The sequence below is a fragment of the Sinomonas soli genome, assembly GCF_054782415.1.
In genome coordinates, this window is sequence record NZ_BAAGSN010000003.1 from 371146 (window position 1) to 394315 (window position 23170).

20 protein-coding genes and 2 tRNA genes are annotated in these 23170 nt (G+C 70.7%); 16 read left to right on the forward strand and 6 right to left on the reverse strand.

Annotated features, from left to right (window positions below; all coding sequences use genetic code 11):
* Window positions 1-19: 19 nt before the first annotated feature.
* From ACYVKZ_RS02920 to pepN, 4 genes are all read right to left on the reverse strand, one after another.
* Window positions 20-466, reverse strand: a complete 447-nt coding sequence (locus ACYVKZ_RS02920; RefSeq protein WP_460990589.1) for a globin — start codon at window positions 464-466, stop codon at window positions 20-22.
* A 1-nt stretch (window position 467) separates the two neighbouring features.
* Window positions 468-1223 (reverse strand): mechanosensitive ion channel family protein, encoded by a 756-nt coding sequence (locus ACYVKZ_RS02925; protein WP_460990590.1) that lies wholly within the window; start codon window positions 1221-1223, stop codon window positions 468-470.
* A 185-nt stretch (window positions 1224-1408) separates the two neighbouring features.
* The gene (locus ACYVKZ_RS02930) at window positions 1409-1873 is read right to left on the reverse strand and encodes an OsmC family protein (protein WP_460990496.1); all 465 of its coding nucleotides are present in this window, start codon (window positions 1871-1873) and stop codon (window positions 1409-1411) included.
* Window positions 1874-1883: 10 nt separating this feature from the next.
* Entirely contained in the window at window positions 1884-4439 is a 2556-nt protein-coding gene (pepN, locus tag ACYVKZ_RS02935; protein ID WP_460990497.1) for an aminopeptidase N, read from the reverse strand.
* A gap of 141 nt (window positions 4440-4580) precedes the next feature.
* On the opposite strand from pepN, the gene ACYVKZ_RS02940 reads away from it, so the two are divergent.
* The 10 genes from ACYVKZ_RS02940 (at window position 4581) to ACYVKZ_RS02985 (ending at window position 12429) form a co-directional block, all read left to right on the forward strand.
* On the forward strand, window positions 4581-5540 hold the full coding sequence (locus ACYVKZ_RS02940; RefSeq protein ID WP_460990498.1) for a putative NADH:ubiquinone reductase complex subunit: 960 nt from the start codon (window positions 4581-4583) through the stop codon (window positions 5538-5540).
* Between the two features lie 93 nt (window positions 5541-5633).
* Complete coding sequence (locus tag ACYVKZ_RS02945; RefSeq protein ID WP_307008292.1) at window positions 5634-6116, forward strand: ribose-5-phosphate isomerase; 483 nt, start codon at window positions 5634-5636, stop codon at window positions 6114-6116.
* 19 nt (window positions 6117-6135) lie between these two features.
* Complete coding sequence (locus tag ACYVKZ_RS02950) at window positions 6136-7077, forward strand: Fpg/Nei family DNA glycosylase (protein WP_460990499.1); 942 nt, start codon at window positions 6136-6138, stop codon at window positions 7075-7077.
* Between the two features lie 37 nt (window positions 7078-7114).
* Window positions 7115-7185 (forward strand) — tRNA-Gly (locus ACYVKZ_RS02955).
* Window positions 7186-7289: 104 nt separating this feature from the next.
* Window positions 7290-7364, forward strand: a tRNA-Pro gene (locus ACYVKZ_RS02960).
* 67 nt (window positions 7365-7431) lie between these two features.
* Window positions 7432-8805, forward strand: a complete 1374-nt coding sequence (gene tig / locus ACYVKZ_RS02965) for a trigger factor (protein ID WP_460990500.1) — start codon at window positions 7432-7434, stop codon at window positions 8803-8805.
* A 225-nt stretch (window positions 8806-9030) separates the two neighbouring features.
* On the forward strand, window positions 9031-9651 hold the full coding sequence (locus ACYVKZ_RS02970; protein ID WP_307008299.1) for a ClpP family protease: 621 nt from the start codon (window positions 9031-9033) through the stop codon (window positions 9649-9651).
* 28 nt (window positions 9652-9679) lie between these two features.
* Complete coding sequence (locus tag ACYVKZ_RS02975; protein WP_460990501.1) at window positions 9680-10339, forward strand: ATP-dependent Clp protease proteolytic subunit; 660 nt, start codon at window positions 9680-9682, stop codon at window positions 10337-10339.
* Between the two features lie 151 nt (window positions 10340-10490).
* A complete protein-coding gene (clpX, locus tag ACYVKZ_RS02980) occupies window positions 10491-11774 on the forward strand; it encodes an ATP-dependent Clp protease ATP-binding subunit ClpX (protein WP_307008303.1) in 1284 nt (427 codons plus the stop codon).
* Between the two features lie 34 nt (window positions 11775-11808).
* Complete coding sequence (locus ACYVKZ_RS02985) at window positions 11809-12429, forward strand: mycothiol-dependent nitroreductase Rv2466c family protein (RefSeq protein ID WP_460990502.1); 621 nt, start codon at window positions 11809-11811, stop codon at window positions 12427-12429.
* A 309-nt stretch (window positions 12430-12738) separates the two neighbouring features.
* Here ACYVKZ_RS02985 and valS read toward each other — a convergent pair whose 3' ends face one another.
* The gene (gene valS, locus ACYVKZ_RS02990; protein WP_460990503.1) at window positions 12739-15357 is read right to left on the reverse strand and encodes a valine--tRNA ligase; all 2619 of its coding nucleotides are present in this window, start codon (window positions 15355-15357) and stop codon (window positions 12739-12741) included.
* 77 nt (window positions 15358-15434) lie between these two features.
* Here valS and ACYVKZ_RS02995 point away from each other — a divergent pair, with 77 nt between their 5' ends.
* Window positions 15435-15782 (forward strand): DUF488 domain-containing protein, encoded by a 348-nt coding sequence (locus ACYVKZ_RS02995; RefSeq protein WP_460990504.1) that lies wholly within the window; start codon window positions 15435-15437, stop codon window positions 15780-15782.
* 34 nt (window positions 15783-15816) lie between these two features.
* Window positions 15817-16590 carry an SDR family oxidoreductase gene (locus ACYVKZ_RS03000; RefSeq protein WP_460990505.1) on the forward strand — a complete coding sequence of 258 codons (774 nt, stop codon included), beginning with the start codon at window positions 15817-15819 and terminating at the stop codon, window positions 16588-16590.
* Window positions 16591-16606: 16 nt separating this feature from the next.
* Here the strand turns inward: ACYVKZ_RS03000 and ACYVKZ_RS03005 are convergent, their stop codons facing one another.
* A complete protein-coding gene (locus ACYVKZ_RS03005; RefSeq protein ID WP_460990506.1) occupies window positions 16607-17098 on the reverse strand; it encodes a sensor histidine kinase in 492 nt (163 codons plus the stop codon).
* Between the two features lie 346 nt (window positions 17099-17444).
* On the opposite strand from ACYVKZ_RS03005, the gene ileS reads away from it, so the two are divergent.
* Genes ileS through ndk form a run of 4 tightly spaced genes read left to right on the forward strand, consistent with a single transcriptional unit; the run spans window position 17445 to window position 23120 of the window.
* Window positions 17445-20801, forward strand: a complete 3357-nt coding sequence (gene ileS, locus ACYVKZ_RS03010; RefSeq protein WP_460990507.1) for an isoleucine--tRNA ligase — start codon at window positions 17445-17447, stop codon at window positions 20799-20801.
* Window positions 20798-22183, forward strand: a complete 1386-nt coding sequence (locus tag ACYVKZ_RS03015) for a bifunctional folylpolyglutamate synthase/dihydrofolate synthase (protein WP_460990508.1) — start codon at window positions 20798-20800, stop codon at window positions 22181-22183. The genes ileS and ACYVKZ_RS03015 overlap by 4 nt, the downstream gene beginning before the upstream one ends.
* Complete coding sequence (locus ACYVKZ_RS03020) at window positions 22183-22653, forward strand: DUF4233 domain-containing protein (protein WP_460990591.1); 471 nt, start codon at window positions 22183-22185, stop codon at window positions 22651-22653. Before ACYVKZ_RS03015 ends, ACYVKZ_RS03020 begins: the two co-directional genes overlap by 1 nt.
* A gap of 47 nt (window positions 22654-22700) precedes the next feature.
* Entirely contained in the window at window positions 22701-23120 is a 420-nt protein-coding gene (gene ndk, locus ACYVKZ_RS03025) for a nucleoside-diphosphate kinase (RefSeq protein ID WP_460990509.1), read from the forward strand.
* Window positions 23121-23170 lie beyond the last annotated feature (50 nt).

The following is a 23170-nucleotide window of genomic DNA, read 5'->3' on the forward strand; positions in this document are numbered from 1 at the left end:
CCGTCGGCGCGGGCGCCGCTCAGTCGTCGAAGGTGTTCACGAGCGAGTGCGCGGCCCGCTCGAGGTAGTCCCACAGCGTGGCCTCGTACACGGGGGCGAGGCCGAGCGCATCCACGCCCGCCCGCATGTGGTGGAGCCACCGGTCGCGCGCCTCGGGATTGACCTTGAACGGCACGTGCCGCATCCGCAGGCGCGGGTGCCCGCGCTCGGCGCTGTAGGTACCCGGCCCTCCCCAGTACTGCTCGAGGAACATGGTCAGGCGGCGCCGGGCCGGACCGAGGTCCTCTTCGGGATACATGGGGCGCAGGAGCGGATCCTCGGCCACGCCCTCGTAGAAGGTGTCCACCAGCTTGACGAACGTCTCGTGGCCGCCCACGAGGTCGTAGAAGGAGGCGCCCGCGCCCGAGCCGCGCAGGAGGTCCGGCTGGTTCCCGCGCGGTCCGCCCGGCACGCCCGGTGTTGTCATCTCACTCATGGGACCTCTGCCCTCCGTTGCCGTACTGTTCGCCCGCCGCCTGGCCGAGCGCGCCCTTGCCCTCGTGCGAGGGGTCCGTACCTCCCGCGGCGTGGCCCCCGCCGGTCGCGCCGGCGGTGCCGGTCGTGCCGGCCGTGGGGACGGATGCAGGGGCGTCCACGGCGGGCGGCAGGTAGGTGCCCTGGGACCGGTTGCCCAGGCGCAGGATCTCGCCATTGCGCAGGTACCAGATCGTGCCGTCCTCGGCCCGCACCCGCGTGATGCGCAGGCCCACCGACTCGACCGTGCCGGCCACCTCTCCCGCACCCGTCTCGATGAAGTCGCCGATCCCGTACTGGTCCTCGAGCGTGATGAAGATCCCTGCGAGGAAGTCGCGGATGAGCTGCTGGGCGCCGAAGCCGACGGCGACGCCGAGGATCCCGACGCTGGTCAGCACCGGGGCCAGATCGACACCGAGCGCCCGCAGGACGTACATGCCGACGATCGTGGTGATGACCACGGCGACGACCGAATTGAGGAGGGAGCCGATCGTCTGCGCGCGCTGCGCCCTGCGCTCCGAGTCGAGCGCCCTCAGCGCGGGAGCCGCCCACCGGAAGATGCGCCGCTGCGTGAGCGTCCTGCCGGCGAGGATGCGCTTGACGATCTGCCGGATCAGGTACGTCGCCACGAGCCAGACCACGAGGCCGATGCCGACGGCGATCGCGATCTGGAGGAGGGTCTGGTTGAACGTGGTCACGGCGCTGTCCAGCTGGGCCGCCGTGATCGGGACGGGGCTCGGGCTGTCGGTGGTCGGAGCCGGGGTCGGCGTCGGGGAGGGGCTGGACGCCGTGCGGGGCGTGAGGGCGAGCAGGATCGCGGACAGGCCGGAATGCACCGTCGGGGGCCTCCTTGTCTGGGGGATGGTGGCCCTTCCACCTTAACGACCCGCGGGCGTCAGGGTGCTACCCGCTCGTGCCTGACCGGGAAGTTCACCGAGCGCGCAATGAAGCACGTCGCGTGCGCGTCGTCATGCAGCCTGTCCGCGAGCGCGCGCTGCGACTCGTCGGCCAGCTCGACGCGCGGGCGCAGCGTCACCTCGGTGAACTCCCCGGACGCGCCGTGGACCTTCAGCGTGCCCGTCGCGGCGTCGGAGTAGCCCGTCACGACCACGCCGGCCCGCGCGGCCTCGAACAGGTAGCTGAGCATGTGGCACTGGGCCAGCGCGGCCAGCAGCAGCTGCTCCGGGTTGTACCGGTCGGCCGTGCCGCGGAACGCCGGGTCGGCGGTGCCCGGCAGGACGGGCAGGCCCGGCAGCGCGACGTCGTGCTCCCGCCCGAAGTCGCGCACGCCGGACGTGCCGGTGCCCCGGTTGCCCGTCCACGTCACGGACACGCTGTAGTGGTGCTCTCCGATCGCCATGGGAGGCAGGCTACCGGTCGGCGGCCTGGGCGCGCAGCGCCCGCGCCACCCCGTCGCGGTTCTCGAGGGTCATGCGGCGCAGGGCGGCCTGGTCCGCCCCGAGGGACGCGAGGAACCGATCGGTGCGCTCCAGCATTTCCTGGGTGGTCTGGCGGGCGGGGTAGAGCCCGACCACGACCTGCTGGGCCAGGGCGTGGGTGCGCTCGGCGACGATGCGGGGCACCGCCTCGAAGTACTTCTCGGCGAACGGGGCGAGCAGTGCCGTGTCGTGGGCGCGGGCGAAGCCGTTGATGGCAGCCTGCTGGATGGCGTTGGAGAGGGTCCCCTCCCCGACGATCGACTCCCACGCCTCGGCCTTGGCCTCCGGCGTGGGCAGCGCGGCCGTGGCGAGCGCCGCAGCGCACTGGCCCGTGGCGGTCGTGTCCCGCGTGAGCTCGTCCTCGATCCGGGCCCTGTCGATGCGGCCGCCGCACGCGAGCGAGGCCACGAGCTCCCAGCGGAGGTCCTGGTCGATCTCGAGCCCGGGCACCGCCGCCGACCCGTCGAGGAGGCCGGCCACAGCGTCCAGATGCTCCCCGGAGGAGGCGAGGGCCGCGAACGCCTTCACGAACTGCAGCTGCGAGTCCGACCCCGGCGCCGCATCGTGGACCAGGGCCCACAGCCGCTCTGCGGCGGTGCGCCTGGCGTCCGGCTGGGCGGCTGCGTCGACGTAGTAGTCGAGGGTGGTGGCGAGCTGGCGGAGGAGCGTCTGCACGACGGAGGCGTCTGCCTCGGAGCCGATGTTGCCCAGGACGAGGTCGACATAGGAACGGGCGGGGGTCTCGCCGTCCCGGGCCGCGTCCCAGGCGGAGCCCCAGACGAGGGCCCTGGGCAGGCTCTCCGCGATGTCCTTCAGGCACGAGGTCGCCGTGGACAGCGAGGCTGGGTCGAGGCGCACCTTCGCGTACGCGAGGTCGTCGTCGTTCAGCAGCACGAGGGCCGGACGGGCCCGCCCCACGAGCTCAGGGACCTCGGTGAGCTCCCCGTCCACGTCCAGCTCGGCGCGGTGCGTGCGCACCAGCGCGCCTGCGCCGTCGCGGTCGTAGAACCCGATCGCGAGGCGGTGGGGGCGGATCCGCGGGTAGTCGGGGACGGCACTCTGGCGGACGGCGAAGCGGAGGATGCGGCCGTCGTCGTCCGTCTCGATCTCGGGGGAGAGGGTGTTGACTCCTGCGGTCTCGAGCCACGCCCGGCCCCAGGCGGCCAGGTCGCGGCCGCTGGCCGCCTCGAGCTCGGCCATGAGGTCGGCGAGCACGGTGTTGCCCCAGGCATGCTTGGCGAAGTACCGGCGCACGCCCTCCATGAAGTGCTCCTGCCCCACCCAGGCCACGAGCTGCTTGAGCACCGAGGCGCCCTTCGCGTAGGTGATGCCGTCGAAGTTGACCTCGACGTCCGCCAGGTCGCTGATGTCCGCGAAGATCGGGTGGGTCGTGGGGAGCTGGTCCTGGCGGTATGCCCAGGACTTCTCGACCGAGGCGAAGGTGGTCCACGCGTGGCGGAAGGCGGTGCCCTCGGCGGCGGCGAGGTGCGACATGAACTCGGCGAAGGACTCGTTGAGCCAGAGGTCATCCCACCAGCGCATCGTCACGAGGTCGCCGAACCACATGTGCGCGAGCTCGTGCAGCACCGTGATGGCGCGCCGCTCGACGGTGGCCTGGGTGGGCTTCGAGCGGAACACGTAGCTCTCGAGGATCGTCACCGCGCCGGCGTTCTCCATCGCCCCCGCGTTGAACTCCGGGACGAAGAGCTGGTCGTACTTCTCGAACGGGTACTCGCACCCGAACTCGCGCTCGTAGAACGCGAAGCCCTCCTTGGTCAGGGCGAAGATGTTCTCCGCGTCGAGGTACTGCATGAGCGACTTCCGCGCGAAGATCCCGAGCGGGATGGTCCGGCCCTCGGAGTTCACGAGCTCGTCCGCGACCTTCTGGTACGGGCCGGCGATGAGCGCCGTGATGTAGCTGGAGATCCGCGGGGTCGGGGCGAAGTCCCACACCGAGCGGGCGTCCTGGACGGGCACGCGCACCGGCTCCGGGGTGGGCGAATTGGAGACGACCTCCCAGTGCGACGGAGCCGTGACCGTGAAGCGGAAGGAGGCCTTGAGGTCGGGCTGCTCGAAGACGGCGAACATGCGGCGCGAGTCGGGGACCTCGAACTGGGTGTACAGGTAGGCCTCCCCGTCCACGGGATCGACGAAGCGGTGCAGGCCCTCGCCGGTGTTCATGTAGGGGGCGTCGGCGTCGACCACGAGGACGTTCTCGGCGGCGAGGGACGGCAGCTGGATGCGGACGCCGTCGCTGGCCTCCTCGACGTCCAGCTCGACGCCGTTGAGCGTCACCGAGCGGACCGTGTCGGTGATGGCGTCGATGAACGACGAGGCGCCCTCAGCGGCGCTGAAGCGCACCGTGGTCCGGGAGCTGAAGACCCTCTCCCCGCGGGTGAGGTCGAGCTCGACGTGGTAGTCCTCGACGTGCCGGATGCACTCAGCCCTCTCGACGGCTTCCGAGCGGGTGAGATTCGTCCCTGGCATGTGCCCTCCAAGCATGTGCGCCACGATGGCCCGCGTGGTGCGGGTCACTTTTGAAGGCATTGTTTCATGGTGCGCCGCAGCATGCCAGCGCCTTCCTGGGGCGCCCCCCGAGCGGCAGTGCGGGTGCAGTAGCGTTGGAGCATGGCGGGATCTGCGGAGGCGAGGTGGGACCGGAAGGCGCTCCGCTTCGCGATCGGCTACCCCGTGCTCCTCGCACTGGGCTTCGGGCTGGCCTCGCTCTCCTTCCACGGACGGGTCCCCGACCCGGTGGCATGGCAGTGGGACGCGGGCGGGGGCCGGGCTTTCATCCCCTTCACCGCCTACCTCCTCGGAGGCGCAGTGCTGGTCGCTGTCGTCGGAGCCCTCCTCTGCCTGCAGGCCGCGCTCCTGACCCGCCCGCCCATCTCCCGCCGGATCTTCATGGCCGGCGGCGTCGGGATGTCGATGTTCCTCACCACGGTCCTCGCCGCCGGGCTCATCGGCCAGGACGGCGTCCCGGCCCGGGACTCGCATCCGGATCCGATCGTGCTCGCGATGGGGTCCGGGGCCACCGTCGCATTCACGGTCGTGATGCTGCTGTCCTTCAAGCCCGAGGAGCAGTGGAGCCCGAAGGACGAGGCCGCGCTGCTCGACGAGCTCGAGCCGGAGCGTGCCGCCTCGACCTTCACCTATTGGGCGCACGCCCGGTCCTCGGTGTTCGTCATGCTCAGCATTATCGGCGTCTCGGTCTCCCTCCTGCTGCTCGTCCTCTCGTGGTGGATCTCGCTGGTCCTCACCGCGGCGGCGCTTCTCACGGCCGCCTCGCTCGTTGCCCGCGTGCGGGTGAGCCCGGAGTCCGTGGGGGTCTTCCTCGCCGGGGTCGTCCCGGTCCTCAGGTTCGATCCGGAGCGGGTGCTGCGGGCCGGGTTCGAGACGGTCCGCGCCCGGGACTTCGGGGGATGGGGGTACCGCCGCCGGGGCCAGACCCTGTCCGTCCTCGTGGCGAGCGGGGAAGCCGTCACGGTGGTCCTCGACGACGGCCGCCGGGCCACGTTCTCCGGGCGCGACGGCGACACCGCCCGCCGCGTCGTGGACGTGCTGCGGACTGCCTCGGGCGCGTAGTCTTGACCTCGCCCCCCCGCGAGGTCCCGGAAGGCACCGGGGAACGGCCTACGCGCCGGCGGCGGGGCGAGAGAATCCGAGGAGAGGAACCCCGTGCCGAAGCCGCGCGTCCACATTGCCACCGACCATGCCGGCATGGAGCTTTCCGCCCACCTGGTGTCCCATCTGCGGGGCCGGGGCTTCGAGGTCGTGGACCACGGACCCGCCGAGTACGACCCGCTCGACGACTATCCCGCCTTCTGCATCAAGGCCGCGCTCGCCGTCGTCGCCGACCAGGAGGCCGGGACGCCGGCGCTGGGCATCGTCCTGGGCGGCTCGGGCAACGGCGAGCAGATCGCGGCCAACAAGGTCAGGGGGATCCGCGCGGCCCTGGCCTGGAACCTCGACACCGCCCGCCTCGCCCGTGAGCACAACGACGCCAACGTCGTCGCCGTCGGCGGCCGCCAGCACAGCGTCGACGAGGCGACGACCCTCATCGAGGCGTTCCTCGCCGAGCCGTTCAGCCACGACGAGCGCCACGTCCGCCGGATCGGCAAGATCGCCGCGTACGAGGCCTCCGGCGAGATCGTCGAGTAGCCCGCAGGCGCCGGCGACCGTGCCCGAGGGACACTCCATCCACCGTCTTGCCCGCCAGTTCGGCGACGTCTTCGTCGGCCGGCGGCTCGCTGTCTCGAGCCCGCAGGGCCGCTTCGCCCAGGGGGCCGCGCTCCTGGACGGGCGCGTCCTGGAGGCCGCCTCGGCCCACGGCAAGCAGCTCTTCCTCCGGTTCGGAGGCGGACTCGTGCTGCGCGTGCACCTGGGCCTCTACGGGGCCTGGGAGTTCGGCGGCGACGCGACGTTCCGGGGCGCCTCGAGCATCGGCGCGCCCCGGCGGATGGGGGAGCGCGAGCTGGCGGACGACGGCGCACGGCAGCCGAGTGCCGCGCCTCCCCCTCCGCGCGGCGCGGTCAGGGCGCGCCTCGTGTCCGAGAACGGCTGGGCGGACCTGCGCGGTGCGAGCGCCTGCGTAGTCGAGACCGCCGACGAGGCCGCCGCGGTCCGCGCCCGCCTCGGTCCCGACCCGCTCGCCCGTGCCGCGGCGGGGGAGCGGCAGGTGTCAGACGGTGCGGACGCAACGGAATTCGCCCGGCGCCTCACGCGGCGCCGCACTCCCGTGGCCCGGCTGCTCATGGATCAGGAGGTCGTCGCCGGCATTGGGAACGTCTACCGCGCCGAGCTGCTCTTCCGCGCGCGGCTCGACCCGTTCACGCCCGGCACGGCCCTCGGCACGGAGCGTGCGCTCTCCCTGTGGGAGGATGCCGCGGCGGCGATGGCCGAGGGCGTCCGCGACGGCAGGATCGTCACCACCGGCCCCCCGTTCTGGACCGGGGGGCCCGGGTCGCTTCCCGGCCCGGAGGACGCCCACTACGTCTACCGGCGGCACGGGATGCCGTGCCGCGTGTGCGGCACCGCGGTGACCATGGCCGCGGAGGCCGGGCGCAAGCTCTACTGGTGCACCGCCTGCCAGGCCCCGGACGGGACCCGCGGCGCAATTTGACACCCGCGGGCCCGGTTCGCTTTAGTTGGAGGGCCCCGGGGGCGTAGCTCAATGGTAGAGCGCCAGTCTTCCAAACTGGATACGCGGGTTCGATTCCCGTCGCCCCCTCGCCTGTACCGGGCCCTTCCTGTCACGGAGGGGCCCGTTTCCGTGCCCCGGGGCTGATGTGCATTGGTTTGTCGCAGGCCTGTATCGTGGTCTGTGCACTAGACCGGGGTGTAGCTCAGCTTGGCTAGAGCGCCTGCTTTGGGAGCAGGAAGTCGCAGGTTCAAATCCTGTCACCCCGACAGTCGCGTCCTGAGGCATCACGCCCAGGGCGGCACCCATGATCCGACCATCCAGGAGAGCCACGCTGTGAAGAGCGCTGCCGAGAACCTCAGCCCCACGCGGGTCAAGCTCAACGTCGAGGTGACCCTCGACGAGCTGAAGCCCAACATCGATGCCGCCTACAAGTCCGTCGCCGAGCAGATCCAGGTGCCGGGCTTCCGCAAGGGCAAGGTCCCGGCCCGCCTCGTCGACCAGCGCGTCGGCCGCGGCTACGTGCTCGAGACCGCCATCAACGAGGGCCTCAACGACTGGTACCAGCAGGCCGTGGCCGAGACGGGCATCCGCCCGCTCTCCCGCCCTGAGGTCGAGATCACCGAGGTTCCGGACCCCGCCGCCACCGAGGGCGAGCTCAAGTTCGCCGTCGAGGTCGACGTGCGCCCCGAGATCGAGCTCCCCGACTACGAGGGCCTCAAGGTCGACGTCGCAGCCGCCGAGACGAGCGACGACGACGTCCAGACCGCCCTCGACGAGCTCCGCGGGCGCTTCGGCACCCTCAAGCCGGTGGACCGCCCCGCGCAGGGCGATGACTTCCTGACGATCGACATCTCCGCGACGGTCGACGGCGAGCAGGTCGACTCCGCTGCGGGCCTGTCCTACCAGGTCGGCTCCGGGACCATGCTCGAGGGCCTGGACGAGGCCGTGACCGGCCTGTCCGAGGGCGAAGAGGCCGTCTTCGAGACCAAGCTCGCCGGTGGTGAGCACGCGGGCGAGACCGCCTCCGTGACCGTCAAGGTCACGGCGGTGAAGGAGCGCGAGCTCCCCGAGGCCGACGACGACTTCGCCCAGCTCGCCTCCGAGTTCGACACGATCGAGGAGCTCCGCGCCGACCTCGTCAAGCAGGCCGCCCAGTCGAAGGTCGTCGCCCAGGGCGTCGAGGCCCGCGACAAGGTCCTCGACAAGCTGGTCGAGCTGGTCGAGGTCCCGGTTCCCGAGAGCGTCGTGGCCGAGCAGGTCGAGGCCCACTTCAACCCGGCCAACGGGGGCCACGCGGCGGACGAGGACCACGACACCGACGAGCACCGCGCCGAGGTCAAGGCCAACACGGAGCGCGCCTTCAAGAATGAGGTCATCCTCGACGCGATCGCCGACAAGGAGGAGATCGGCGTCTCGCAGGGCGAGCTCATCGAGTACCTCGTCACCACGGCCAGCCAGTACGGCATGGACCCGAACCAGTTCGCCCAGATCATGGACCAGTCCGGCCAGGTCCCGATGATGGTCGGCGAGGTCCGCCGCCGCAAGGCGCTCGCCGCCGTGCTCGGCAAGGCTGAGGTGACCGACTCCGAGGGCAACGCGATCGACCTCAGCGAGTTCGTCCGTCCGCTCGACGAGGAGGAGGCTCCGGAGGCCTCCGAGGCGACCGAGGCGACGCCGAGCGACGATCCCGCCGCCGCCACGTTCTGACGCCCCTCCCGGCCCGGCGTCTCCCGCCCGGGCCGAGCGGCACACGCGAGGCCGCCGTCCGCCGTCCCTGAAGGGGCGGGGGCGGCGGCCTCCGTCGTCCCCGCCCTGAGGCGCATGCGCTGGGAGCGAACAGCGCGCAGGGCCGGAACAATGCGCCCCTGAAAACGGCTAATGTCCCTGTAGAACGAACCATGCCCAGTGCATCAGATCGAGAGGTATCGCACCATGCAGCAGGAGAAGTCGCCGAGCATGGCTGAGCCGGTCCAGGGGTCCGGCGGCCAGGACTACATCTACCAGCGGCTCCTCAAGGAGCGGATCATCTGGCTCGGATCGGAGGTGCGCGACGACAACGCGAACGCGATCTGCTCGCAGCTGCTCCTTCTCTCGGCCGAGGATCCCGAGAAGGACATCTACCTCTACATCAACTCGCCCGGCGGGTCCGTCACGGCCGGCATGGCCATCTACGACACGATGCAGTACATCTCGAACGACGTCGTGACGGTGGCGACGGGCCTTGCCGCCTCCATGGGGCAGTTCCTGCTCTCGTCCGGCACGAAGGGCAAGCGCTACGCGACCCCGCACGCCCGCATCCTGATGCACCAGCCGTCGGGCGGCATCGGGGGCACGGCGTCGGACATCAAGATCCAGGCAGAGCTGATCCTGCACATGAAGCAGGTCATGGCCGAGCTCACCGCCGAGCAGACCGGGCAGCCCGTCGAGCGGATCCTCAAGGACAACGACCGCGACAAGTGGTTCACCGCCCAGGAGGCCCTCGAGTACGGCTTCTTCGACAAGATCGCCGAGCGCGCGGGCCACGTGTCCGGCGGCGGCGGGACCGACAAGTAGGACGCCCGGAAGGACTAGGAGCAACACGATGAACTACAACATGGGCGTCAACCCCGCGAACCTCCCCACGAGCCGCTACGTGCTCCCGCAGTTCGAGGAGCGCACCCCGTACGGCTTCAAGCGCCAGGACCCGTACACCAAGCTCTTCGAGGACCGCATCATCTTCATGGGCGTCCAGGTCGACGACGCCTCGGCGGACGATGTCATGGCGCAGCTGCTCGTCCTCGAGGCCAACGACCCGGACCGCGACATCACGATGTACATCAACTCACCGGGCGGATCGTTCACGGCCATGACCGCGATCTACGACACGATGCAGTTCATCCGTCCGGAGATCCAGACGGTCTGCCTCGGCATGGCGGCCTCGGCCGCCGCGGTGATCCTCGCAGCAGGGACGCCGGGCAAGCGGCTCGCACTGCCCAACTCCACGGTCATGATCCACCAGCCCTCGCTCGCCGGCGGCTCCGGCGGCCAGGCGACCGACCTCGAGATCCAGGCGCGCGAGGTGCTGCGCATGCGGGAGTGGCTCGAGCACACGTGGGCCAAGCACACGAACAAGACCCCGGATGACATCAGCCGGGACATCGAGCGCGACCTCTTCCTCACCGCGAGCGAGGCCAAGGACTACGGGCTCGTGGACGAGGTCCTCGAATCCCGCAAGATCCGCCCGAGCGCCATCACCCGCTGACGCCGGCCGCGCCGTCGGCCCGGCGCCGGTGCCCGGAACGCGGGCACCGGCGCCGGACCGGGCGTGGCTTCGGGTGCCGTGTCCTACGACGGCTGTCGGCGCGGTGGCCTACAGTGGGATGGTCAGACTTCTTCAGGAAGGGAATCGACGAATGGCGCGCATTGGTGAGAGCGCAGACCTGCTGAAGTGCTCCTTCTGCGGCAAGAGCCAGAAGCAGGTCCGGAAGCTCATTGCGGGCCCCGGCGTCTACATCTGCGACGAGTGCATCGAGCTGTGCAACGAGATCATCGAGGAGGAGCTCGCCGAAGTCTCAGACCTCGGCTCGTTCGAGCTCCCCAAGCCGCGCGAGATCTTCGACTTCCTCCAGGAATACGTCATCGGCCAGGAGCCGGCCAAGCGGGCCCTCGCGGTGGCGGTCTACAACCACTACAAGCGCATCCAGTCGGGGCACGCCAGCAAGGGCGGATCGCTCGCCGACGCGCACGACGACGTCGAGATCGCCAAGTCCAACATCCTCCTCATCGGGCCCACGGGCTGCGGCAAGACCTATCTGGCCCAGACCCTGGCGCGCCGGCTCAACGTGCCGTTCGCGGTCGCGGACGCCACGGCCCTGACCGAGGCCGGCTACGTCGGCGAGGACGTCGAGAACATCCTGCTCAAGCTCATCCAGGCGGCGGACTACGACGTCAAGAAGGCCGAGCAGGGCATCATCTACATCGACGAAATCGACAAGATCTCCCGCAAGAGCGAGAATCCGTCGATCACGCGCGACGTGTCCGGGGAAGGCGTGCAGCAGGCCCTGCTGAAGATCCTTGAGGGCACGGTAGCGTCGGTGCCGCCGCAGGGCGGCCGCAAGCACCCGCATCAGGAATTCATCCAGATCGACACCACGAACGTCCTGTTCATCGTCGCGGGGGCCTTCGCCGGCCTCGAGGAGATCATCGGGCAGCGTGCCGGCAAGAAGGGCATCGGCTTCGGCGCCCCGCTCAGCGCGCTGACGAGCAAGGAGAGCTCCTACGCCGACGTCATGCCGGAGGACCTGCTCAAGTTCGGCCTCATCCCGGAGTTCATCGGCCGCCTCCCCGTGATCACCACGGTCGAGAACCTCGACCGGCCGGCGCTCATGCAGATCCTCACGGTCCCGAAGAACGCGCTCGTGAAGCAGTACGAGAAGATGTTCCAGCTCGACGGCGTCGACCTCCACTTCGAAGAGGGGGCCCTCGAGGCCATCGCAGACCTCGCCCTCGAGCGCGGCACCGGTGCCCGCGGACTGCGCGCCATCATGGAAGAGGTGCTGCTCCCGGTGATGTTCGACCTCCCGAGCCGTGACGACATCGCCGGCGTGGTCATCAGCCGCGGGGTCGTCGCCGGATCCGAGGAGCCGGGCCTCATCCCGCACAGCGTCGTCGCCAAGCGCCGCAACAAGTCAGCCTGATGTCGGCGCGGCCTGACCACTCCAAGGAGCTGCCATGTCCACCCCTGCTTCGTCCGCGCAGCGCGCCGACTTCTGGTTCGACCCCGCCTGCCCCTTCGCCTGGGTGACCTCCCGCTGGATCGAGGAGGTGGAGAAGGTCCGGGACATCGAGACCCGGTGGCACGTGATGAGCCTGTCCGTGCTCAACGAGGGCCGCGAGCTCGAGCACGACTACCAGCGCGCCATGGATGAGAACTGGGGCCCGGTGCGCGTGATCGTCGCGGCCGCCGAGCTCCACGGCTCAGAGCACATCAAGCCGCTCTACGACTCCATGGGGACCCTCATCCACCACGAGAAGGTCACCGACCGCGGCGAGGTCATCCGGCGTGCGCTCGAGGAGGTCGGCCTGCCGGCCGAGCTCGCCCAGTACGCCGACTCCGACGAGTTCGACCGCCAGCTGCGGGCCAGCCACCGCGAGGGCATCGAGAAGGTCGGGCAGGACGTCGGGACCCCCGTCGTCGCCATCAACGGCACGGCCTTCTTCGGCCCGGTCATCACCCGCGTGCCGCGGGGTGAGGAAGCCGGTGCCCTCTGGGACGCAGCCGTCGGGCTCGCGGCCTTCCCGCACTTCTTCGAGCTCAAGCGCACCCGCACCGAGCAGCCCTCGGCGCGCTGAGCGCAGCGGCCCGCTCCGCGGAACTACCGTGGTGTAGTTAGGGGAAGACCCTTGAAAGCGGGTGTGGCCGAGGCCACAATGGAAGCACCCCATCGGAGACGATGAGGACGTGGAAACCGAAGATCCAGTGACAGCCGATTCGGCGCAGCCTCAGGCAAAGCCATCGACTGGCCGCCAGTGACGGGACGGCAAGACCTGGATGCCGAGGAGTCCACCAGACTGCGAGAACGTCACCGAGCAGCCGAAAAGTCGAAGCCCCACCAACGCGACAACGCTGATGGGGCTTCCCCTTTGCCCGCGGGCGCCCGGCTAGGCGTCCGCGAGCTGGACCTCGTTCACGCTCACCTCGCCCGAGCCGTCCCGCAGCTCGATCGAGCGCGCGTTCGCCGCGGCGCGGAGGTCTCCGAGGCCGGCCTCGAGCTGCGGGAGCAGCTCGGCGGGGGCGGAGACGACGGCGGAGAGCACCTCGGTGCGCTGCTTGACCTTCGCCTCGGACTTGGCCTTGCGGATGCCCGAGAGCGCCAGGCCCACCGTGGGCAGCATCCCCCGGTCGCCGTCGGCGACGGGGACGGGGGCAGGCCACGGGGCGCGGTGGACCGAGCCCGCGCGCCACCAGCTCCACACCTCGTCCGTCGCGAACGGCAGCACCGGCGCGAACAGGCGCAGCACGGCGTCGAGCGTCGTCGCGAGGGCGGCAAGAACGGACGCCTTCTGCTCCTCACCCTGGGCGCCGTAGGCACGGTCCTTGATGAGCTCGACGTAGTCGTCCGTGAACTGCCAGAAGAACGATTCCGTCAGCTGGAGCGCCTTGGCCGGGTCGTACGCTGCGAAGGCGGCGCCGGCCTGCCCGACAACGTCCGCGAGCTGGGCGAGGAGCGCACGGTCGAGCGGGTTGACGAGCACGGGGTCCGAACCGTCGGTAAGGACGTCCGCCTCCGTCGCGCCGAGGCCGAGGACGAACTTGGAGGCGTTCAGGACCTTGATCGCGAGGCGCCGGCCGATCTTCATCTGGGCGACCTCGAACGCCGTGTCCGCGCCCAGCTTGGCGGAGGCCGCCCAGTAGCGCACGGCATCCGCACCGTATTCCTCGAGGATGTCGGTCGGGACGACGACGTTGCCCTTCGACTTGGACATCTTCTTCCGGTCGGGGTCGAGGACCCATCCCGAGATCGCGGCATGCTTCCACGGCAGCGAGCCATGGAGCTCCTGGGCGCGCACCACGGTCGAGAAGAGCCAGGTGCGGATGATCTCGTGGGCCTGCGGCCGCACGTCGAAGGGGAAGACGTTGGCGAAGAAGGCCTCGTCCCGGCTCCATCGGCCCACGATCTGCGGCGTGAGCGAGGAGGTGGCCCACGTGTCGAGCACGTCTGGGTCACCCGTGAAGCCGCCGGGGACGTCGCGCTGGTCCTCGGTGAAGCCGGGGGCGGGCTCGGCCACCGGGTCAACGGGCAGCGATGCCTCGTCCGGCACGATCGGGGCCGTGTAGTCGGGGTTGCCCTCGGCGTCGAGCCGGTACCAGACCGGGATCGGGACCCCGAAGAAGCGCTGGCGCGAGACGAGCCAGTCGCCGTTGAGGCCCTCGACCCAGTTCTCGTAGCGCGCCCGCATGAAGGCCGGGTGCCACTCGAGCTCGCGGCCGCGCTGCACGAACGTCGCACGGCGCTCCTCGTCGCGCCCGCCGTTGCGGATGTACCACTGGCGCGAGGTCACGACCTCGAGCGGCTTGTCGCCCTTCTCGTAGAAGTTCACCGGGTGGAGGATCTTCTTCGGCTCCCCGTCGAGCAGGCCCTGCTCGGCGAGCATCTCGACGACGGCCTCCTTGGCCGAGAAGGCGGTCTTGCCCGCGATCCGGGCGTAGGCGGCGCGGCCGTCCTCGTCCGTGATCCACTCCGGGGTTTCGGCGGCGAGGCGGCCGTCGCGGCCGATGATCGGGCGGGTCGGCAGCTGCAGCTCGCGCCACCAGGTGACGTCGGTCAGGTCGCCGAAGGTGCAGACCATCGCGATGCCCGATCCCTTGTCCGGCTTGGCGAGCGGGTGGGCCCTGACCTCGACCTCCACGCCGAACAGCGGCGAGACCACGCTGGTGCCGAAGAGGTGCTGGTAGCGCTCGTCGTCGGGGTGGGCCACGAGGGCGGCGCAGGCGGCCAGCAGCTCGGGCCGGGTGGTCTCGATGTGCACCGCCTCGCCGTCGGGCGCGGTGAACGCGTACCGGTAGTAGGCGCCGGGAACCTCGCGGTCCTCGAGCTCAGCCTGGGCGACCGCGGTGCGGAAGGTGACGTCCCAGAGCGTCGGGGCCTCGGCGAGGTAGGCGTCGCCGGCGGCGAAGTTCCGCAGGAACGCGCGCTGGGACACGGCCCGGGACGTGTCATCGATCGTGCGGTACGTCAGGCCCCAGTCGACCGAGAGCCCGAGTGTCTTGAACAGGTGCTCGAAGACCTTCTCGTCCTCGACCGCGAGCTCCTCGCAGAGCTCGATGAAGTTCTTCCGGGAGACGACGTCGAAATCGCGCTGGTTCTTGGCCGGCTGCGCCGGCGGCCGGTAGTCCGCGTCGTACGGGATGGCCGGGTCGCAGCGGACGCCGTAGTAGTTCTGGACGCGCCGCTCGGTCGGCAGGCCGTTGTCGTCCCAGCCCATGGGGTAGAAGACGTTCTTGCCCGTCATGCGCTGGTAGCGCGCGAGCAGGTCGGTCTGCGTGAAGGAGAACATGTGTCCGACGTGCAGGGACCCGGACGCCGTGGGCGGGGGCGTGTCGATCGAGTAGACGGCCTCGCGGGTCGTGTCGGGGTCGAACCGGTAGGTCCCCTCAGCGAGCCAGCGCTCGGTGAGCTTGGCCTCGAGCCCCTCGAGGGCGGGCTTGTCCGGGACGTTCGTCGGATTCGTCGGGGTGCGGTCGGGCGTGTCTGTACCCGTGATGGCTGCTTCAGGCATGCCATCGATTCTTCCATGCTTTCTGCTGCACGTGGCCGACCGTGGCCCTGCGGCGTGGGCGGTCCTAGCATGGCGGCATGGGCAGCGTGCGGATCCGCAGGGTGTACGAGCCGTCTCCCGACGGGACCTTCCGCATCCTCGTGGACCGGATCTGGCCCCGGGGGCTGAGCAAGGACAGGGCCGCGGTGGACCTCTGGCTCAAGGAGGTCGGGCCCTCCGACGGGCTCCGCACGTGGTTCGGCCATGACCCGGCCCGCTTCGAGGAATTCGCGCGCAAGTACCGCCAGGAGCTCGACGGTGCCGAGGCCTTCGCCGAACTCGAGGCGGCGGTGCGGGACCACGGCAGCGTGGACCTCGTGTACTCGGCCAGGGACACCGAGCACAACCAGGCGGTGGTCCTCGCGGACCTGCTCGGGGCACGCTGAACGGCCGAGCGGGGGAGCGCGGTAGGTTGGGCGCATGACGACGACTGTGCCCCAGACTGACCAGCGCTCCGCGATCGTGACCGGAGCGAGCACCGGGATCGGAGAGGCCACCGTGCGGGCCCTCGCCGCGGACGGCTGGCGGGTGTTCGCCGTGGCGCGGCGGGCAGAGCGGCTCGAGAGCCTCGCCGCCGAGACCGGGGCGATCGCCGTCCCGGCCGACATCTCAGAGGACGACGACGTCGCGCGCCTCGTCGCCGCCGTCGTCGACGCAGGCGGGGCGGACACGCTGGTGAACATCGCCGGTGGTGCCCGGGGCACGGACTGGGTCGCGGAGGCCAAGACCGAGGACTGGGAGTGGATGCTGCGGTCCAACGTCCTGGGCACGATGAAGATCACCCGGGCCTTCCTTCCGATGCTCCGCGCGAACGGCCACGGCACGGTGCTCAACCTCACCTCGGTGGCCGCCCTGGTCTCGTACGAGGGCGGGGGCGGCTACAACGCCGCGAAGGCCGCCGAGCGGGCCATGACGCGGGCCCTGCGCCTTGAGGAGGCCGAGCACAATGTGCGGGTCGTCGAGGTGCTCCCGGGGCTGGTGAAGACGGAGGAATTCTCCCTGCGCCGGCTCGGCGGCAACGCCGAGGCGGCCGAGAAGGTCTACGAGGGCGTCGAGGAGCCGCTCACCGCGGAGGACGTGGCCGACGTCGTCCGCTATGCGGTGACCGTCCCGCACCACATCAACCTCGACGAGATCGTGGTCCGGCCGGTCGCCCAGGCCGCTGCCCACAAGCTCATCCGCAGGCGCGCCTAGGGCCGGCGGGGCCGGCTCACGCGCCCGCGGCCCACGCGAGGAGGGCTGGGACCGTGCGCGCCGCTCCCCGGACATGGGCGCGGGACTGCGCGCTGACCGGGACGGCGCACGGCAGGAAGGCAACGACCTCGAACCCCCGGTCGCACAGCCCGGCGCGCAGCCACCCGCCCGCGTGGTGGGCGTGCGATGCCATCGAGGCGATGCCGCGGCCCGGCCGGAGCATCTGGCCGAGGGCCGTCTCCCCGGGCACGTTGAGCATCCGCAGCCGGAGGCCCTCGGGCTGCCAGGCGACCTCGAGGCGAACCGGCCGGGACGCGTCGGCGTGCCGTGCGGCGTTCTCCAGGGCGGTGCGCAGGATGGCGGTGGCGGCCGAGCGGGTGGAGCGCGGCACGTGCTGACGGCGCCCGGTGTGCGCGACCTCGAGCCGGAGCCCGTCGGCGGCGGCCGCGGCGACCCACTCGGGCGCCGAGACGAGGGTCGGCAGCGGCAGTGCTGGGGTGGTGCGCATCCTGGACTCCTTGGTGAGCGCGCTGGTGACGGCTCCATTGTGCGCGGCCTCGGCCATTTATTCCAGTCGTTGGAGATATTTTCTGCTTTCGACAGGCCCGAGCCCGAGTGCTTAGACTTGCAGCACCAGCGTCGACCCGGCCATCACCGGCGAGCTTCCGGAAGAACAGCGCCGCCCGCGCCAGCGGGAACGCCCAGTAGAACCGGACGGGCAGGCCCGTCACAGCCGTCAATGAGAGGCCCGCGCCGGTCGGCGCAGGCAAGTGAGGTGGTACCGCGGCCCCGTCCGGCAGATCCGGGTGGACGCCGTCCTCGCATCCAGCAGCACGAAGCGAGCCAGGATCCCAGTGAGCGTGTACCCCAAGGCCTCTGCAGCAGCCGCCCAGGACGCGGCGACGAACCATTCCGTGCGCTTCCCGGAGCTGGAGGAGCGCATCCTCGCGTACTGGGACGAGGACGGCACCTTCCAGGCGTCGGTCGACGGCCGGGACGCCGGGCGCGAGGGCGCCAACGAGTTCGTCTTCTACGACGGGCCGCCCTTCGCCAACGGCCTTCCGCACTACGGCCACCTGCTCACCGGCTACGCCAAGGACCTCGTGGCCCGGTACCAGACGCTGCGCGGGAAGCGGGTCGAGCGGCGGTTCGGCTGGGACACCCACGGCCTCCCCGCTGAGCTCGAGGCCATGAAGCAGCTCGGCATGAACCAGAAGTCGGACATCGACGCCATGGGCGTCGACAAGTTCAACGACGCCTGCCGCGCCTCCGTGCTGAAGTACACCCACGAGTGGGAGGCCTACGTCAAGCGGCAGGCCCGCTGGGTGGACTTCGAGAACGACTACAAGACCCTCAACGTCGAGTACATGGAGTCCGTGATCTGGGCGTTCAAGACGCTCCACGAGAAGGGGCTCACGTACAGCGGCTACCGCGTCCTGCCGTACTGCTGGAACGACGAGACGCCGCTGTCCAACCACGAGCTCCGCATGGACGACGACGTCTACAAGGACCGCCAGGACCAGACCGTCACCGTCACCTTCCCGCTGCTCGCGGGCGACTCCGAGATCTCCCGGCAGCTCGAGGGCGTCCAGGCCCTCGCCTGGACCACCACACCGTGGACGCTGCCCACCAACGAGGCCCTCGCCGTCGGGCCCGAGGTGCGCTATGCCGTCGTGCCCGCCGGTCCCCACGGCGTGAAGGCGACCGGCGTCTCGCTGTTCGCCGCCGGCACCCGCTTCCTGCTCGCCGAGGACCTCCTCGCGTCCTACGCCAAGGACCTCGGGTACGACCAGCCCGAGGATGCGGCCGCGGCCGTGGAGCGCACCTACCTGGGCACCGAGCTCGAGGGACTGCGCTACGAGCCGCTCTGGGACTACTTCACCGACGCCGAGGTCTACGGCACGGGCAAGGCCTGGCGCATCCTCGTCGCCGACTACGTCACCACGACCGACGGCACCGGCATCGTCCACCAGGCCCCGGCCTACGGCGAGGACGACCAGCGCGTCTGCGAGGCGGCCGGCATCCCGGTGATCCTCTCCGTCGACGACGGCGCCAAGTTCCTCCCGCTGTTCGGCTCCCGCGAGGACGCGCCGCTGAAGGAGATCGTGGGCCTGCAGGTCTTCGAGGCCAACAAGCCCATCACCCGGGTCCTGCGCGAGCAGGGCCGCCTCCTCAAGCAGGCCAGCTACGTCCACAGCTACCCGCACTGCTGGCGCTGCCGCAACCCCCTGATCTACCGCGCCGTCTCGAGCTGGTTCGTCGAGGTGACCAAGATCAAGGACCGCATGCTCGAGCTCAACGAGCAGATCACGTGGATCCCGGGCAACGTCAAGCACGGCCAGTTCGGCAAGTGGCTCGAGAACGCGCGAGACTGGTCGATCAGCCGCAACCGCTACTGGGGCTCGCCCATCCCGGTCTGGGTCTCGGACAACCCCGAGTACCCGCGCACCGACGTCTACGGCTCGCTCGCCGAGCTCGAGGCCGACTTCGGCCGGCTCCCGCTCAATCACGAGGGCAAGCCGGACCTGCACCGGCCCTTCATCGACGAGCTCACCCGGCCCAACCCCGACGACCCCACGGGCCGGTCCACGATGCGCCGCGTCCCGGACGTCCTGGACGTCTGGTTCGACTCGGGCTCGATGCCCTACGCCCAGGTGCACTACCCCTACGAGAACCAGGAATGGTTCGAGACGCACAACCCCGGCGACTTCATCGTCGAGTACATCGGCCAGACCCGCGGCTGGTTCTACACGCTGCACATCCTCGCGACGGCGCTGTTCGACCGCCCCGCGTTCCGCAACGTCATCAGCCATGGGATCGTGCTCGGCTCCGACGGGCAGAAGATGTCCAAGAGCCTGCGCAACTACCCGGACGTCTCCGAGGTGCTCGACCGCGACGGCTCCGACGCGATGCGCTGGTTCCTCATGGCCAGCCCGATCCTGCGCGGCGGCAACCTGATCGTCACCGAGCAGGGCATCCGGGACGGCGTGCGCCAGGTCATCCTGCCGCTGTGGAACGTGTACAGCTTCTTCACGCTCTACGCCAACGCCGCCCGCGGCTCCCGCGACGGCGCCGCGGGCCCCGGCTTCGAGGCGGCGGTCCGCCACGACGGCTACACCGACCCGCTGGACCGGTACCTCATGGCCCAGACCGGCCGCCTCGTGCGCGGCGTGCAGGCCCAGCTCGACGCCTACGACATCTCCACCGCGTGCGACCTGCTGCGCGAATACCTGGACATGCTCACCAACTGGTACGTGCGCCGGTCCCGCCAGCGGTTCTTCGACGAGGACGCTGACGCGTTCGACGCGCTCTACACCGCCCTCGAGGCCGTGTGCCGCGTCGCCGCTCCGCTGCTGCCCCTCGTCACCGAGGAGATCTGGCGCGGCCTCACCGGCGGCCGCTCGGTCCACCTCACCGACTGGCCGGACCCCGCCCTGTTCGCCGACGATCCCGCGCTCGTCGAGCAGATGGACCGCACCCAGGCCGTGTGCTCGGCAGGCTCGTCCCTGCGCAAGGCCGCGAAGCTGCGGGTGCGCCTGCCGCTCGCGGCGATGACCGTCGTCGTGCCCTCAGCGGCGCACCTGGCCGGCTCGGAAGCGGTGATCGCGGATGAGCTGAACCTCAAGGCCGTCCGGCTCCTCGACGCCGCCGACGCCAGCGAGGAGGAGTTCGGCATCGAGCGGCGGCTCGTGGTCAACGCCCGCGCCGCCGGGCCGCGCCTCGGCAAGGGCGTCCAGACCGCGATCAAGGGCTCGAAGTCGGGGGACTGGTCGGCCGACGACGGCTCCGTCACCGCCGGCGGCATCGTCCTCGAACCGCACGAGTACACGCTCGAGACCGTCGTCGACCCGGCGAAGGCCGGCGAGCACGCCGCCGTCGCGATGCTCCCCGGCGGCGGGTTCGTGGTCCTCGACACGGGCCTCACCCCCGAGCTCGAGGCCGAGGGCCTGGCCCGCGACCTCGTGCGCGTGATCCAGCAGGCGCGCAAGGACGCCGACCTCGCCGTGGGCGACCGCATCCGCGCGAGCGTCACCGCGAAGGCACACGTCATCGCGGCGGCCCGCGAGCACGCCGATCTGCTCAAGGGCGAGACCCTCGCGGTCGAGCTCGAGCTGCTCGTGGCCGACGTCGAGCCGTCCGCGCTCGTCGAGCGCGTCGACTCCGACCGGGCCGAGCGCCAGGGCGCGGCGGCCGGGGAGGCCGGCCAGTGAGCGAGCGCGCCGCCCAGCCCGCGGCCGAGCCGACCACGGTCGAGGAGGTCTACGCACTGCTCCTCGCCCGGGCACCGGAGAACAAGATGGAGCCCCGCCTCGCGCCCCTTCACCGCGCCATGGACGTGCTCGGCGAGCCCAACCGGGCCTTCCCGATCATCCACATCACGGGCACGAACGGGAAGACGTCCACGGCCCGCATGATCGAGGCCGGCCTGCGGGCCCACGGGCTGCGGACCGGGCGGTACACGAGCCCGCACCTGGCCCGCGTCACGGAACGGATCAGCCTCGACGGGGCCCCGGTGCCGGATGCGACCTTCGTGCGGATCTGGAACGAGATCACCCCGTACCTGGCGATCGTGGACGCCGAGCTCGTGGCGGCCGGCGAGCCGCGCCTGACGTACTTCGAGTGCGTCACGATCCTCGGCTTCGCCGTGTTCGCGGACGAGCCCGTGGACGTCGCGGTCATTGAGGTCGGCCTGGGCGGCATTACCGATGCCACCAACGTCGGCGACGGCGCGGTCTCCGTCGTCACGCCCATCTCGCTCGACCACACCGACCTCCTCGGGGACACGGTGGAGGACATCGCGCGCGAGAAGGCCGGCATCATCAAGCGCGGCGGCTTCCTCGTGAGCGCCGCGCAGCCCCGCGGGGCGGCGCAGGTGCTCCTCGAGAAGGCCCGCGAGGTGGGCGTGCCGCACCGCTTCGAGGGCGTGGAGTTCGGCGTCGAGTCCCGCTCCCTCGCCGTCGGCGGTCAGGTTGTGACCGTCCAGGGCCTCGCCGGGCGCTATGAGGACCTCGTGGTGCCGCTGCACGGCGCCCACCAGGCGGAGAACGCCGCCGTGGCCGTGGCGGCCCTCGAGGCGTTCCTCGGCGGCGGCGAGCGCGAGCTGTCGGTGGAGGTGCTGCGCGAAGGGTTCGCGGAGGTCAGCTCTCCCGGCAGGCTCGAGACCGTGCGGACGTCCCCGACGATCATCGTGGACGCCGCCCACAACCCCGATGGGATCCGGGTGAGTGCCCAGGCCCTCAAGGAGGCGTTCGACTTCTCGACCCTCGTGATCGTCCTGGGCGTCCTGCGCGAGAAGGACGCCGAGGAGATCCTGCGGACCCTCGAGGAGGAGTTCGCGGACGAGCGCGTCGAGTACTGCTTCACGCAGTCGGCATCCTCTCGCGCCATCCCTGCGGAGGAGCTGGCCGAGGTGGCGCTCGACCTCGGCTTCGACGAGGACGCCGTCCACGTCGAGGAGAAGCTCGACGATGCGATCGCGTACGCCGTCGAGCGCGCCGATGCCACCGAGGACTTCGCCGGCGGCGTGCTGATCACCGGATCGATCACGGTCGTGGGCGAGGCCCGCACCCTGCTGGGGAAGGACGCCTCATGATGGCCAGGCTCACGAGGGCCCAGCGCGAATGGCGCCCGGGCATGCCCAGGAAGCGCCGCTCGGTCCGGGTCATGTTCGCCTCGGTCCTGCTGCTCACCGAGGCCTTCGTGGTGTTCTTCGCTACGCTCGTGCTGTTCGGCCTGCGCGCGCACGACCTCGGCGCCGGGACCGTGCTCGGCGGTGGGCTCGGCCTGCTCGCCTTGTTCGTCCTCTCCTGCGCCGTGGTCTCCCGTCCATGGGGGATGGCCCTCGGCTGGATCCTGCAGCTCGTCCTCGTGGCCCTCGGCTTCTTCGAGCCAATGATGTTCGTCGTAGGCGGCATCCTGCTCGTGACGTGGTTCTTCGCCATCCGCACGGGGGCCCGGCTCGACCGGGAGAACGTCCAGCGCGACCGCGAGCAGGCCGAGTGGGAGCGCAGCCACCCCGCGGCGGGCCCGGCAGAGCCCGGCGCCGCCGGCGACGGGGCCTGATCAGTAGACTGGGCGGGAAACCAGCCCCCTTTCCTCCAGGAGCACCTGTGACCACCGAACGCACCCTTGTCCTCGTCAAGCCCGACGGCGTCTCCCGCGGCCTGGCCGGCACCATCCTGGCCCGCGTCGAGGCCAAGGGCTACCGTCTCGTGGCCCTCGAGCAGCTCACGCCGAGCCGCGACCTGCTCGCCGAGCACTATGCCGAGCACGAGGGCAAGCCCTTCTACGAGCCGCTGCTCGAGTTCATGGCGAGCGGCCCCGTCGTCGCCGCGGTCTTCGAGGGCGAGCGCGTCATCGAGGGCTTCCGCTCGCTCGCCGGCGCGACCGATCCGACCGCCGCGGCCCCGGGCACCATCCGCGGCGACTTCGGCCGCGACTGGGGCCTGAAGGTCCAGCAGAACCTCGTCCACGGCTCCGACTCGCCGGAGTCTGCCGAGCGCGAGATCGGCATCTGGTTCGCCCGCTGAGTCTCGGGTACGCATCTCGACGCTGATCCCGCGTTCCGGGTACGCGCGCT